The 12,737-nt window shown below is 70.9% G+C and carries 16 protein-coding genes; 7 read left to right on the forward strand and 9 right to left on the reverse strand.

Annotation, left to right across the window (positions count from 1 at the left end):
• The first annotated feature begins 160 nt into the window (after window positions 1–160).
• A complete protein-coding gene (locus ACGFJ7_RS00540; protein WP_392639935.1) occupies window positions 161–1,852 on the forward strand; it encodes an alpha/beta hydrolase in 1,692 nt (563 codons plus the stop codon).
• On the opposite strand, the gene ACGFJ7_RS00545 is transcribed toward ACGFJ7_RS00540, so the two are convergent.
• Window positions 1,849–2,400 (reverse strand): antibiotic biosynthesis monooxygenase, encoded by a 552-nt coding sequence (locus tag ACGFJ7_RS00545; protein ID WP_360241132.1) that lies wholly within the window; start codon window positions 2,398–2,400, stop codon window positions 1,849–1,851. The genes ACGFJ7_RS00540 and ACGFJ7_RS00545 overlap by 4 nt on opposite strands.
• An 83-nt stretch (window positions 2,401–2,483) precedes the next feature.
• Between ACGFJ7_RS00545 and ACGFJ7_RS00550 the strand changes: the two genes are divergently transcribed.
• A complete protein-coding gene (locus ACGFJ7_RS00550) occupies window positions 2,484–3,527 on the forward strand; it encodes a WD40/YVTN/BNR-like repeat-containing protein (RefSeq protein WP_392639937.1) in 1,044 nt (347 codons plus the stop codon).
• 98 nt (window positions 3,528–3,625) lie between these two features.
• Here ACGFJ7_RS00550 and ACGFJ7_RS00555 read toward each other — a convergent pair whose 3' ends face one another.
• Window positions 3,626–4,384 carry a GNAT family N-acetyltransferase gene (locus tag ACGFJ7_RS00555; protein ID WP_392639939.1) on the reverse strand — a complete coding sequence of 253 codons (759 nt, stop codon included), beginning with the start codon at window positions 4,382–4,384 and terminating at the stop codon, window positions 3,626–3,628.
• A gap of 230 nt (window positions 4,385–4,614) precedes the next feature.
• Here ACGFJ7_RS00555 and ACGFJ7_RS00560 point away from each other — a divergent pair, with 230 nt between their 5' ends.
• Together ACGFJ7_RS00560 and ACGFJ7_RS00565 are read left to right on the forward strand one after the other, a co-directional pair.
• A complete protein-coding gene (locus ACGFJ7_RS00560; RefSeq protein ID WP_360241141.1) occupies window positions 4,615–4,977 on the forward strand; it encodes a metalloregulator ArsR/SmtB family transcription factor in 363 nt (120 codons plus the stop codon).
• On the forward strand, window positions 4,974–5,453 hold the full coding sequence (locus tag ACGFJ7_RS00565; protein ID WP_360241144.1) for an SRPBCC family protein: 480 nt from the start codon (window positions 4,974–4,976) through the stop codon (window positions 5,451–5,453). The genes ACGFJ7_RS00560 and ACGFJ7_RS00565 overlap by 4 nt, the downstream gene beginning before the upstream one ends.
• A 353-nt stretch (window positions 5,454–5,806) precedes the next feature.
• On the opposite strand, the gene ACGFJ7_RS00570 is transcribed toward ACGFJ7_RS00565, so the two are convergent.
• Window positions 5,807–6,025: a hypothetical protein gene (locus ACGFJ7_RS00570; protein ID WP_392639942.1), complete on the reverse strand. Its 219-nt coding sequence runs from the start codon at window positions 6,023–6,025 to the stop codon at window positions 5,807–5,809.
• 99 nt (window positions 6,026–6,124) lie between these two features.
• Between ACGFJ7_RS00570 and ACGFJ7_RS00575 the strand changes: the two genes are divergently transcribed.
• Together ACGFJ7_RS00575 and ACGFJ7_RS00580 are read left to right on the forward strand one after the other, a co-directional pair.
• Entirely contained in the window at window positions 6,125–6,796 is a 672-nt protein-coding gene (locus ACGFJ7_RS00575; RefSeq protein WP_392639944.1) for a VOC family protein, read from the forward strand.
• 98 nt (window positions 6,797–6,894) lie between these two features.
• Window positions 6,895–7,077 carry a hypothetical protein gene (locus ACGFJ7_RS00580; protein ID WP_360241153.1) on the forward strand — a complete coding sequence of 61 codons (183 nt, stop codon included), beginning with the start codon at window positions 6,895–6,897 and terminating at the stop codon, window positions 7,075–7,077.
• A gap of 11 nt (window positions 7,078–7,088) precedes the next feature.
• On the opposite strand, the gene ACGFJ7_RS00585 is transcribed toward ACGFJ7_RS00580, so the two are convergent.
• On the reverse strand, window positions 7,089–7,859 hold the full coding sequence (locus ACGFJ7_RS00585) for an SAM-dependent methyltransferase (RefSeq protein WP_360241156.1): 771 nt from the start codon (window positions 7,857–7,859) through the stop codon (window positions 7,089–7,091).
• A 41-nt stretch (window positions 7,860–7,900) separates the two neighbouring features.
• On the reverse strand, window positions 7,901–8,233 hold the full coding sequence (locus ACGFJ7_RS00590) for a hypothetical protein (protein ID WP_392639947.1): 333 nt from the start codon (window positions 8,231–8,233) through the stop codon (window positions 7,901–7,903).
• Between the two features lie 31 nt (window positions 8,234–8,264).
• Here ACGFJ7_RS00590 and ACGFJ7_RS00595 point away from each other — a divergent pair, with 31 nt between their 5' ends.
• Window positions 8,265–9,062: a HEAT repeat domain-containing protein gene (locus ACGFJ7_RS00595; RefSeq protein WP_360241162.1), complete on the forward strand. Its 798-nt coding sequence runs from the start codon at window positions 8,265–8,267 to the stop codon at window positions 9,060–9,062.
• Here the strand turns inward: ACGFJ7_RS00595 and ACGFJ7_RS00600 are convergent.
• The 4 genes from ACGFJ7_RS00600 to ACGFJ7_RS00615 all read right to left on the reverse strand — a co-directional run bounded on the left by ACGFJ7_RS00600 (window position 9,059) and on the right by ACGFJ7_RS00615 (window position 12,575).
• Window positions 9,059–10,204: a sigma-70 family RNA polymerase sigma factor gene (locus ACGFJ7_RS00600; protein ID WP_360241165.1), complete on the reverse strand. Its 1,146-nt coding sequence runs from the start codon at window positions 10,202–10,204 to the stop codon at window positions 9,059–9,061. The two genes, ACGFJ7_RS00595 and ACGFJ7_RS00600, sit on opposite strands and share 4 nt — an antisense overlap.
• Complete coding sequence (locus ACGFJ7_RS00605) at window positions 10,201–10,608, reverse strand: YciI family protein (protein ID WP_360241168.1); 408 nt, start codon at window positions 10,606–10,608, stop codon at window positions 10,201–10,203. Before ACGFJ7_RS00605 ends, ACGFJ7_RS00600 begins: the two co-directional genes overlap by 4 nt.
• Window positions 10,609–10,707: 99 nt before the next feature.
• Window positions 10,708–11,529, reverse strand: a complete 822-nt coding sequence (locus ACGFJ7_RS00610; protein ID WP_392639951.1) for an ABC transporter permease — start codon at window positions 11,527–11,529, stop codon at window positions 10,708–10,710.
• Between the two features lie 56 nt (window positions 11,530–11,585).
• Entirely contained in the window at window positions 11,586–12,575 is a 990-nt protein-coding gene (locus ACGFJ7_RS00615) for an ABC transporter substrate-binding protein (RefSeq protein WP_360243509.1), read from the reverse strand.
• Window positions 12,576–12,737: the final 162 nt, after the last annotated feature.

Genomic DNA, 12,737 nt, shown 5'->3' on the forward strand with positions numbered 1-12,737 from the left:
TTGACCCCCTCGGCGCTAGCTATCGGCAGCGCGCGGCGCCGGTCCAAGCAAATACGGCCCGGTTTGTCGAAGTTCCCGCTGCGAGCACGAAGGGAAAAGGTGCTTGCGGTGCGGCACCGAAGGGGATGATCCTGCGTTTGAGGCGGATTGGGGGCGATCCATGCGCAGGCTCGTGCTGCTGGCGCCACCCCGCCCCTGGATACCCACGCAACGCGGCCGCGTCATCGCCACCGCCCCGCCCCGCCGCCGCGTCGTCAGCTGCGGACTGAGCGTCACCGGTTTCGGCCTCTGCGCCGTCTTCTACTGCCTCTCCTACACGCCGTCGCTGCTCCCGCGCACCTGGTCGCTGCAGGGCGTGGTGGCCGGGCTGACCGCCGCCATCGGCTACGCGCTCGGCACGGCCATCGGGGCGCTCGTCCGGTGGCGCTGGTGGCCGTCGCGGCGCGCGGAACGGATCGCCTGGCGGGTGCTGTTCCTGCTCCTACCGCCGCTGATCCTGCTCTTCCTCTGGCTCGGCACCCGATGGCAGCGTGAGCTCCGCCTGCGCCTGGGCATGCCACCCCAGCAGGAGTACGACCTGATCCGCACGGTGGGGATCAGCCTGCTCACCTTCGGGCTGCTCCTGCTGGTCGCCCGCTGCCTGCGGCTGGCCGCGCACGGGCTGGCCCGGCTGTTCGGGCGGCTGGTGCCGGAGTCGGCGGCCTACTGCGCCGGCTTCGTGGTGGTGACCGTGCTCAGCTACACCGCGTTCGACGGGCTGCTGGTCAGCAACCTGTACACCACGGCCGACCGCTCGGCCGCCATCACCGACAGCGGCACCGGGCGCGGCGTCGAACGGCAGATGTCGCCGCTGCGCTCGGGCAGCCCGGCCTCGCTGGTGTCGTGGGATTCGCTGGGCCGGCAGGGCCGCAACTTCGTGGCCAAGGCGCCCAGCCACGATCAGCTGGCGGCGTTCGCCCGCCGGCCGGTGGCCGACCCGATCCGGCTGTACGCGGGGCTGTCCTCGGCCGGCTCGGTGACCGAACGGGCCGACCTGCTGGTCCGGGAGATGGACCGCACCGGCGCCTTCGGCCGGGCCGTGATCGCGGTCTTCACGCCGACCGGGACCGGGTGGGTCGACAACGACGTGCCGAGCTCGCTCGAGTACATGTACGCGGGCGACACCGCGCTCGTGTCGATGCAGTACTCGTACCTGCCCAGCGTCATCTCCTTTCTGGCCGACCGCTCGAACGTGGTGGAGGCGTCGTCGGCGCTGATCACCGCGGTGCGGGCGCGGTGGGCGGCGATGCCCGCGGGCAGCCGGCCCAAGCTGCTGATCTTCGGGGAGAGCCTGGGGACGTACGGGACCGAGAAGACCTTCGGCAGCGCGCCGGCCATGGTCTCCGGGGCGGACGGGATCCTGCTCGAGGGGCCGACCTTCGCCAACCCGATCCACCAGGAGCTGACCGCCGGCCGCTCGGCCGGGACGCCGGTGTGGGACCCGTCGTACCCGAGCCTGCCGGTGGAGTTCTCGTCACGGGCCGAGGAGCTGCGTGATCTGGGCGGGCGGCAGCCCAAGGTCGTCTACATGCAGAACTCGTCGGACCCGGTCGTGTGGTGGAGCCCGAGCCTGTTCTGGAAAAAACCGCAGTGGCTGAGCGGCACCCGAGGGCCGGACGTCACGCCGGCCATGCAGTGGTACCCGGTGGTCACGTTCTGGCAGACGACCGTGGACGCGATCTTCGCCAACAAGGTCCCGATCGGGCACGGACACGTGTACAAGTCGGGGGCGGTCGACGGGTGGGCCGCTCTGGCGCCGCCGCCCGGTTGGACGGTTGCGGACACCATCCGGCTCCGCTCAGTGCTCGACTAGCGTTTCAGCCACGGCTGCAGCAGGCGCGTGACCTGCGGCAACACCAGATACGTCATGATCGGGGTCAGCACCAGGGTGCTGATCAGAGTCCGCACTACCACGTGAAGATCAACCAACAGGTGATTGAGGGTGTACGCGGCCAGGAGGCTCACCGGGAAGAAGCCGAGCCAGATCGTCACCGCCTGCTTCCACCGAGCCGGCGCTTTCGGGACACTTTCCGCATTTTGCGCTTCTTGGCTTTGCGGCGGGTCGAACCAGCCCTCGATGCCGGTGCGGCGCTCGACGCGGGTGTGCTCGACGAAGCCCTCGGCCGACGACAGCCACCAGCGGCGCTGCGGGGACTCCTCCCAGTTGCGCAGCGCGTCCGCGTCGGCGAAGCGGTAGAGCATGTGCCACTCGCTCGACGCCTGGTCGGGCCGCACCCAGCCGGTGCCGAGAAAGCCCGGGAAGTCCTCGGCCAGGGTGGTGCCGGCGTTCACCCAGGCGATCATCTCGGCCGTACGCGACGGGTCGGCGCGGCGCGTGATCGCGACGGTGACAGTCTCCATGTCCCACATTGTGGTATCCCCGGGTTTCCGGCGGGGTGCGCTCCCGGTTTCCGTGCCGTGGCACACACGGTAAGTTCCGCCACATGACCTTGAAGCGAAAGTTGTCGATGGTCCTGACTGTCTCAGCTTTGTCGGCTCTTGTGACGGCCGGGCCCGCCGCCGCCGCGAGTCACCAGCCCGCCTGGCGCCTCACCGACACCGGGTCGACCGCGCAGTTCCGCGGCCTCGCCCCGGTCAACGCGCGGGTCGCCTGGGTCGCCGGCTCGGCCGGCACCATCCTGCGCACGGTCGACGGCGGCCGCCACTGGGCCGACGTGAGCCCGGCCGGCGCCACCGACCTGCTGTTCCGCGACATCGAGGCGTTCGACTCGCGGACGGCGGTGGCCCTGTCCATCGGCGAGGGCGAGGCGTCCCGCATCTACGCCACCACGGACGGCGGCCGCTCCTGGCGCGAGACGTTCCGCAACGACGACCCGGCCGCCTTCTACGACTGCGTGACGTTCCTCGACCGCCGGCACGGCCTGGCCCTGTCCGACCCGGTCGGCGGCAAGTTCCGCATCCTGGCCACCGCCGACGGCGGCCGCACATGGAAGGTCCGCCCCACCGCCGGCATGCCGGCGGCGCTGCCGGGCGAGTTCGCCTTCGCGGCCAGCGGCACCTGCCTGGTCGCGGCGGGTGGCAAGGCCCTGTTCGCCACGGGCGGCGGAGCCACGGCCCGGGTCTTCACCTCCCGCGACGGCGGCCGCTCCTGGACGGTAGCCGACACTCCGGTCCCGAGCGGCCCGACGGCGGGCATCTACAGCCTGGCGGTGCGCCCGTCGGGCGAGGCGATCGCGGTCGGCGGCGACTACAACGCCCCGACGGCGGCCCCGGACGGAGCCGCCTACTCGCACGGCCGCACGTGGAAGAAGGCCCGAACGGCGCCGGGCGAATACCGGTCGGGCGCGGCGTGGGCGTCCCGCAGCGCGGCTTTGGCGGTGGGCCCCACGGGCAGCGACTACTCCCGAGACGGCGGCCGCACATGGACCCGCTTCGACACAGGCAACTTCGACGCCGTCGCCTGCACGACCGACGGCTCATGCTGGGCGTCCGGCCCGAACGGCCGCGTGGCCAGGCTGACCCACTGACCGCCGCCGAAGGCCGGCCCGGTTCACCCGGGCCGGCCCCGGCAGGCACTTCGACCAGTACGCCCTCATTCGAGCGAACTAGCCGCCCGCGGAACCTGCTAGTCGAGCGCTATGTAAAGGCGCCGGCCAGTCGGCCGGTAGCCCACACGCTCGTACACGCGCCAGGAATCCTCGCCCGACGCCTCCAGCCAGGCGATGTCGACGCCGGCGGTGAAGAGGCGCCGGGTGATTTCCGTGGTCACCGCGCCGGCGAGTCCTCGGCGGCGGTGCGGTTTGGGGGTGGCGATGCCGGCCACCTCGCTGACGCCGTCGTTCGGGGGTACCGCCATGCCGCCGCCGGCGCAGGTGCCGTCGGGGGCAGTCGCCATGACCGCGATGCCGCCCCTGGCCTGGAGGCCGCCGATGCGGGCGATGTCCGCCTCGGTGGAGATGGGCTCGCCGCCGAAGGCCGCGTTCTGGGCGGCGATCATCGCGGCCCGGTCGGCGTCCGTGGCCGGCTCGCGCAGCTCGTAGCCGTCGGGTGCCGGCCGGAGCTGGATCGAGTCGGGTGTGCAGACCAGGTATTCGTGGCGTTCTTCGACGGTGAAGCCGGCGTCGAGCAGGAGCTGCTCCAGGCCGGGCGCCGTGCTCACCACGTACTCCAATCGGGGCTTGCGGTCGTACGACCGGAAAGCCGTCACCAGCGCGGTGACATCAGCCCCGGAGATCTCGGCGCCGGGGAGCGGCGTCGCGTAGTTGATGCCGGGGCTGTCGATCGACGGGTCGATGCCGATCACGAACGGCCCGGTCCGGACCGGGGTGGGCCGGGTGGAGAGGTTGGCGACGACGGACTGCTGGATGCGTACATCCAAGGTCATTTCAGGAAGCCTCTGCTGAGAAAAGGGACGAGAGAAGACGTGATGAGATGGCCGCCGATCAGGCAGCTTGCCTCAGGCGGCCGTCGGGCCTTCCGAGATCACAGGCTTCATTCCCTCGTGCAGAGTGCCCGCGCCGATCGCGCGGGAAGCCTCAGCAGCATGCCAGCCCGGCCGTACGCGGGTCAACCGAAATTAGGCTGACGCGTAACCGATAGGTTACGCTTTCCGGCGTGGACGAGGTGGCCGCGGCGATCGCCGACCCGGTGCGGCGCGACATCCTGCTGATGCTGCGGGACGAGCGGTTGTCGGCCGGCCAGATCGCCGGCCGCTTCGAGATCAGCCGGCCCGCCGTCAGCCGCCACCTGCGGGTTCTCCGCGAAGCCGGTCTGGTCGCCGACCACGCGGACGGGCGCCTGCGCGTCTACGAGCTGGTCACCGCGCCCCTGGCCGAGCTGACCGGCTGGATCGAGCGGCTGAACCGGCCGGCCGGCTGGGAACACCACCTCGACGCACTGGAGACCGAGGTCTACCGCACCCGCCGCGAGCGGCGCCGGGCCGGCCAGCCCGGACGATCAGAGGAGAAGAGCGCATGAGCCCGACACCCACCGGCCGGCTTTTCGGCAAAGACCTGGTTCTTGTCCGTACGTTCCACGCGCCCCTCGCCGATGTCTGGGCCAGCCTCACCGACCCCGTCCGTACGGCACGCTGGTTCGGCCCGTGGAAGGGTGACGCGGCTCCGGGCGCCGCCATCCAGGTTCAGATGGTGCACGAGGAGGGCCGGCCCTGGATGGACCTGACGGTCGGCGCCTGCGAGCCACCGAACCGGTTGGCACTCTCCTCGGTGGACGATCACGGCAGCTGGCACCTGGAGCTGGCGCTCACCGAGGCCGACGGCGTGACCGAGCTGCGCTTCACCCAGCACCTCACCGACACCGACAGCGTCGGCGAGGTCGGCCCCGGCTGGGAGTACTACCTGGACGGCCTGGCCGCCTCCCGTGACGGACGGCCGATGCCCGACTTCAACGACTACTACCCGTCGATGAAGGAACACTTCGAGGCCCAGCGCTAGCCGAAGACGTCGACCAGCATGCGGGGCCGGCCGTACCGCTTGAGGTCGGCCGCCCACTGCCGCACGAGCGCATCGGCCACTTTCCGGCTCGCCGCTCGGCCCGTTCACCACGTACGCCACCACCGGCCACCGGTCGGCGATCCTCCGGCACGGGAGAACCACCGTGGTCCGCAGCAGCGTCAGCAGGAACGCACCCAGCACCGCAACGGCGAGCACCGCGAGAATGCCCACCATGAGGACGGCCCCGACATCACCGCCGTCCCCCAGCGCCGAGAGTCCTTTCCTCCCCGAACGAGATCCACGCCAGCCGCTGCCGGCCGACCCGCCTCAGCACGATCACCCCATCATGGTGATCAACTCGCGCCAGCCCGCTCGTCGTGAGGCGGGCGGGGTGAGCCCAGTTCGGCGATCACGGCGTTCAGTTCTTCGACGCCGATCTCGTACGCGGTCCGGCCGGCGAGCGGGTCCCGGGCGTGGAAGTGCCCGCAGAGCGGCAGCCGCACGTCGGAGCCGCTGATCGCGCCGGCCAGTTCCGGTCCGTTGCGCAGGCCGGCCGCCTTCTGCACCGCCACGCCGGGCACGACGACCGGCGGACAGATGCGGCGGGCGCATTCGGCGACGCCAGGCGAAACTCGGGTGCGCGTGGGGTCGATGGGCGCCTATGAAGGGGCATGACATCTCGACTTGTCGCCATCTGCTTCGAGGCTCGGCGGCCGCGGGAACTGGCGCTCTTCTGGAGCGAGCTGCTGGGGTGGAAAGCCTCGGACGAGGATCCGCTGCTGCTCGAGGCACCGATTCCGGTGTGGTTCGTGCCGACCGACGAGGTGAAGCTCGCACAGAACATCATGCACTTCGATCTGACCAGTGAGTCGGAGCAGGAGCAGCTGCGGACGGTGGAGCGGGCGCTGACCCTCGGGGCGCGGCACGCGGACGTCGGGCAGAAAGGGGACGAGGGGCACGTCGTACTGGCCGATCCCGAAGGCAATGAATTCTGCGTGATCGAGCCGGGGAACAAGTTCCTCGCCGGGTGCGGGCCGGTCGGGGCGCTGGCCTGTGACGGGTCGCGGGCGGTCGGCTGTTTCTGGAGTACGGCGCTGGGCTGGCCCCTGGTCTGGGATCAGGATGAGGAGACGGCGATTCAGTCCCCGTACGGCGGCACGAAGATCACCTGGGGTGGGCCGCCGGTGGAGCCACGGGTGGGGAAGGACCTGTTCCTGGCGGTCGAGGTGGACGGGCCGGAGGAGGTCGATCGGCTGGTCGCCCTGGGAGCGTCGCGGGCCGGGGAAGGTGTGCTGACCGATCCCGACGGGCGGAAGTTCACGGTCCGGCCTAGGTATACCTAGACGGGCGCTGAACAGCGAAGATACGCATCCGCGACCGATGTGGCGAGGGGTTGCGCGGCCGAGACTTGAAGCATCACCGGCCGACAAGGAGACAAGCCATGTTGACGCACCCCGACCTGATGCTGACCCTGGCCACCGAGCACCAGCGCGACCTGATCGCCGAGACCGACCGCCGGCGGCTGCTCACCTCGGCCCGGCTGGCCCGGGCCGCACGTAAGGCGAGCAAGAAGCGCGCGGTCCGCGGGCAGCCCGCCGGCACTCTCGCCGCGCGGCGGGCCTGACGGGGGTCAGGTCACGGCTTGCGCGCCACCCCGCAGACGACGTCGAGGTGCTTGGCGTCGCCTGCGGGCGGGCGCCACAGCGGCGCCGAGACCACGCCGGGCTCGACCAGCTCCAAGCCCTCGAAGAAACGGGCGAACTGGGCGGGCCCGCGCAGCACGTACGGCGGATTGGCCTGCTCGTTCCAGATCTTCTCGGCCTCGCCGTGCTCGACGCTGTGCGAGCCGTCGAGCGCGATGAAATAGCTGCCCGGCGCGAGCGCGCCGAGGTAGGCCCGGACCATCGTCTCGGCCTCGTCGTCGTCGGTGACGTGCCCCAGCAGCCCCGACATGATCAGGGCGACCGGCTGGGCGAAGTCGAGCGTGTCCGCCGCCGCGGCCAGCACCGTGGCCGAGTCGCGGCCGTCGGCGTCGACGTAGTGGGTGGCGCCCTCCGGGCTGCTGGTCAGCAAAGCCCGCGCGTGCGACAGGATCATCGGGTCGAAGTCGACGTACACGATCCGCGACTCGGGCGCGACCCGCTGCGCCACCTCGTGCGTGTTGTCGGCGGTCGGCAGCCCCGTACCGACGTCGAGGAACTGCCGGATGCCGGCCCCGGCGGCGAAGGTGACCGCCCGTACGAGAAAAGCGCGTGACGCCCGGGCGTTGTCGACGATGTCCGGGAAGGCCTGCCGGATCTGATCGCCCACCGCCCGGTCGACGGCGAAATTGTCCTTGCCGCCCAGCCAGTAGTTCCAGATCCGAGCCGTCTGCGGCTCATTCGTGTCGAACTGCGCGTCGCTCATCGGCCGCCGCCCCGGGTAAGTCTGAAGTGGACGGGCACATGCTAGGGCACGAGCGCCAGATCCAGCAGAAAGTCGCCGGTCAGGTAGTCCTCGGCGAAGCCGAGCCGCCCCCGCGCCTGCACGAGGCCGCCCGGCGGCGGGACAGGCACCCCGATGACGTAGATCCCGACCCCGTCGACATCGATCATCCAGCCCTCCGGCCACATGGTGCGATCCGCCTCGACGACCCGTCCGGCCAGCTCGTGGACCCGCCCGGGGCCGCCACCGTCGTACAGCTGCAAAGCCATCTCGACCACCCCGCCGAGCTCGGCGGTGAACCCGTCACTGGCCACCACAGAGGCGGAAACGAACACGTCATTCCACAACATGGTCATGCGGTCGATCATCCCGTAGCAGACTGACCCGGTGACTGACCTGGACCTGCTGGCCGAGATGCCGCTCGACCTGCTGCTCCGCCTGGCCCGCCGCGAGATCGACGTCGGCGGCGACGTGCCACAGCCCCACCTGGCCGAGCTGCACCGCCGGCCGGAGCGCCCGGTCTTCGATCGGGCCGCCGAGCTCCTGAACGACGAGGACGCCACCTCACGCGAGTTCGGCGCGGCGATCCTGAGCCGGCTCGGCGACGAGCGGCCGTTCCGCACCGAGGCGATCCCCCTGCTGCGGGGCCGCCTCGCCGACGAGGAGGACCCGGACGTCATCAGCCAGCTCGTGTACGCGTTGGGCAACAACGCCGCCGTCGAGGATCTCCCGGCCGTCGTACGCCTCGCCACGCATCCGGACGCGCAGGTGCGGTTCTCCGTGGCCGGGACACTGCCCGGGCTGGTGAATCTCTCCGCAGTGGAGCCGGCCGCCGCCGAGGCGCTGTTCCAGCTCTGCGAGGACGAAGACGCCGACGTACGTTTCTACGCCCTGTACGCGGTCACACGCGAGCTGGCCGCCCTGGACGTCCACGCGGTGGAGGACATGACCGTGCGGCTGAGGGACGACCCCGACGACCAGGTACGGGCGATGGCCCTCGACCACCGCGACGCGATCCACGAGGCCCGCCGCCTTCTCGGCGACGACCACCTGATCGGACCGGCCCTGGTAGCGCTGGCCAGCGAGGGTGGCGTCGAAGAACTGCACGAGCTGGGCGTGCCGGACGAGGCCGCGGCGCGACAGCTGGTCACCTGGTGGAACGAACGCGACGAGAGATGGCCCTAACGCGGGTCGTGGAAGTTGAGGCGGGCGGCCTGACGGGTCAGGTGGTCTCGTTCGGCGGTGTTGGTGGCCTCTCGGGCGGCCTGGGCGTAAAGGCGGGCCGCCGTGGGGAGGTCGCCGGCGCGCTCGTGGAGGTGGGCGGCGACTGCCGTGTAGCGGGGCAGGGACGGGTTCAGGGGGGTCAAGGCGGCCAGGCCCGCCTGCGGGCCGTCGGCCTCGCCTACCGCTACCGCGCGATTCAGGCGGACCACCGGGCTGTCGGTCAGGGCGGTCAGCTCGTCGTACCACTCGACGATCTGCAGCCAGTCTGTTTCCGCTGCGGTGGGAGCGTCGGCGTGCAGGGCCGCTATCGCCGCCTGGCACTGGAACTCGCCCAGGCGGTCTTGGGACAGGGCCGTCTGCAGGATCTGGACGCCCTCGGCGATCAGGGTGGTGTTCCAGCGGGTGCGGTCCTGGTCGGCCAGCGGGATCAGGGTGCCGTCGGGGGCCGTGCGGGCCGGGCGGCGGGCGTGGTGGAGCAGCATCAGGGCCAGCAGGCCGGCTACCTCGGGGTGGTCGATCGTGGTGGCCAGTTGGCGGGTCAGGCGGATCGCCTCGGCGGCCAGGTCGACGTCGCCCGAGTAGCCCTCGTTGAAGACCAGGTACAGGACGCGCAGGACCGTGGCCACGTCGCCGGGCTGGTCGAGGCGGACCGAGGACACCGTCTTCTTGGCTCGGCTGATGCGCTGGGCCATGGTGGCCTCGGGCACCAGGTATGCCTCGGCGATCTGGCGGGTGGTCAGGCCGCCGACGGCGCGCAGGGTGAGCGCCACCGCCGACGACGGCGTCAACGACGGGTGGGCGCAGAGGAAGTACAGGCGCAGCGTGTCGTCGGCGGCCGCGGCGGGGCCCGGCGCGGGTTCGGCGTCGGCCAGGTCCTCGCGGCGGCGGCGGGCCGTGTCGGCCCGGGTGGCGTCGAGGAACCTGTTCCAGGCGACGGTGATCAGCCAGGCTTTCGGGTCGCGGGGCTCGGCGGTGGGCCACACCCGTACGGCCTCGAGAAGGGCGTCCTGGACGGCGTCCTCGGCCGCCGCGAAGTCGGCTCCACGGCGGACGAGGACCCCGATCACGCCGGGGGTGAGGCCCCTCAGCAGGGACGAGTTCATTCGGTGATGGTGGGCGTCTCGGTCAGGAACGGGCGGACCTCGAGCCACTCGTGAATCGGCTTGCCGCCGGCGCCGGGGGCGGCCGAGAGTTCGCCGGCCAGTTCGACGGCGCGGTCGCGGCTGTCCACGTCGATGATCATCCAGCCGGCGATGAGGTCCTTGGTCTCGGCGAACGGGCCGTCGGTGACCGGTGGGCGGCCCTCGCCGTCGTAGCGGACCCACTCGCCCTCGGGGGCGAGCGCCTGGCCGTCGACGTACTCGCCGGACTTCTCGAGGCGGGCCGCGAAGTCGTTCATGTACTGGATGTGGGCCGTGATCTCCTCGGGCGCCCACTTGTCCATCGGTACGTCGTTCACCGCTGACGGCGCGCCACGGTAGTGCTTGAGCAGCAGGTACTTGGCCATGGGAACTCTCCTCGATGCGGCGGCGACCCCATTCTGGTCGCTCTCACCACCGGGGACGGAGCCGCACACGCGTTCTCGACATGGCCGGCGAAAAAACTTCTAACCGGTGGTGCCGCGCACCCACGGCAGCGACACGTGCTCCAGCCAGACCAAGGCGTAGTAGAGCACGATGCTGACGATCGCCATCAGGGTCAGGGCGGCGAAGGCGGTCGCCGTGTCGCCCTGGCCGCTGGTCTGCACGATGATCGTGCCGAGGCCCGCGTCGACCGCGCCGGACTGCATCTCGCCGACCGCCACGCCGATCACGGCCAGCGGCATGGCCAGCTTGAGGCCGGTGAAGATCTGCGGCAGGGCGCCCGGGACCCGGATCCGGTGGAAGGTCTGCAGGCGTGTCGCGTCCAGCGAGCGGGCCAGTTCGGCCAGGTCGGCCGGGGTGCTGGTCAGGCCGGTCGCGGTGGACAGCACGATCGGGAAGAAGCAGACCAGGAACGCCATGGCCAGCACCGGAGTGTTGCCGAAGCCGAACCAGGCGATCATCAGAGGGGCCAGGGCCACTTTGGGTACGGCGTTGAGTGCCACCAGGAGCGGCGCGAACGCCCGCTCGAACGGCTTCCACGCGGCCAGCGCGGCGCCGATGGCCACGCCGACCACCACCGACAGCGCGAAGCCGATCAGCGTGATCTTGGTGGTGCCCCAGGTGGCCTTCAGGAGCAGCGACGGGTACTGGACGAACGCGTCCACGACCTCGGGCGGCGACGGCAGGATGATGGTCTGCAGGTCGAACATCTCGACCGACAGCCACCACACCGCGACGGTGACCACGAGACCGAGCAGCGGCCACAGAACCACCGACGGCGACCAGCGGCGGCGGGGCGGGGCGACCGCCGGGGAATCGGGGCGGGCCAACGTCTCCTGCACCACGGGGGCTCCTTAAGAGAGCGGGCGCGCCGTCCGAGACGGCGCGCCCCTAGGAAGGATCAGGCCTTCGGCGTCAGGTCGAAGTTGATGACCGCCTCGGGCTTGAGGCCCGGGTCGATCTGGCCGGAGCCCTGCAGGATGGCGATGCTGCGGGCCACGCGCTCGGCGTCGAGCGCGCCGACCGGGATGCCGGCGGCGGCCGAGCGGACGTACGGCGCCATCAGGGTGAGCTCGGCGGCCGCCGAGTCCGCCTTGGCCGTGGGGACGTACTTGGTGAGGATCTTGCCGGCGTCGGCCGGGTTGTCGATGGAGTCCTGGAGGCCCTTGAGCAACGCCTCGTTGAACTTCTTGACCTTCTCCGGGTTGTTCTTGGCGTAGTCGCTGGAGGTGATCAGGACGTTGCCGTAGAGGTCCTGGAGGAAGTCGCTGTACGGCAGGACGACCGCCTTCTTCTTCGAGATGCCCTCGACCGTGGGCTTGCCGACGACGAACTGGCCGATGCCCTGCACCCGGCCCGAGGCGAGCGTGCCCATCAGCGCCTTGGCGTCGGCCGGCTGCCACTTGACCTTGGTGTCGTCGATGTTCGCGAGCTTCGCGTACGTCGGGAACAGCCCCTGCACCACGGAGCCGGGCTGGTCGGCGAGCAGCTTGCCCTCGAGGTCCTTCGGCGAGGTGATGCCGTTGCCCTCGAGCGAGATGATCGCGGCCATCGTGCGCTGCTGGATCGCCGCGACCGCGGTGAAGCCGGTGACCTTGTCCTTGCCGCCCGCGTTGAGCAGGGCGCCGGTCAGGTCGACCGGGGTGAACTGGGCCTGACCGGCCACGACGGCCTTGATGTTGTTACCCGTGCCGGAGCCGGGCTTGATGTCGACGTCGAAGCCCGCGTCCTTGAAGTAGCCCTTCTCGAGGGCGACATAGGCGTACGCGTCCCGGCCGAAGGTGTTGAAGGAGGTCAGGTACGTGATCTTCTCGGTCGAGCCGTTGCCGCCGCCGGCCTTGCTGTCGCCCGAGTCGCCGGAGTCGTCGGAGCAGCCGGCCGCGGCGCTCATCGTGAGGGCGAGGGCGCCGGCGACGACCGAACGCACGAAGGTCCTTCTCTGCACCGTGATCCTCCGGTGGGGGGTGTGATCCCGGCAAAACGCCGAGGGGGGTCGAACGTGGGACGGGGATGCCCCGACCGGGGATCGTAGGGCAAACTGGTCCATGTCTCG

This window comes from Actinoplanes sp. NPDC048988, assembly GCF_043197815.1.
GTDB lineage: Bacteria > Actinomycetota > Actinomycetes > Mycobacteriales > Micromonosporaceae > Actinoplanes.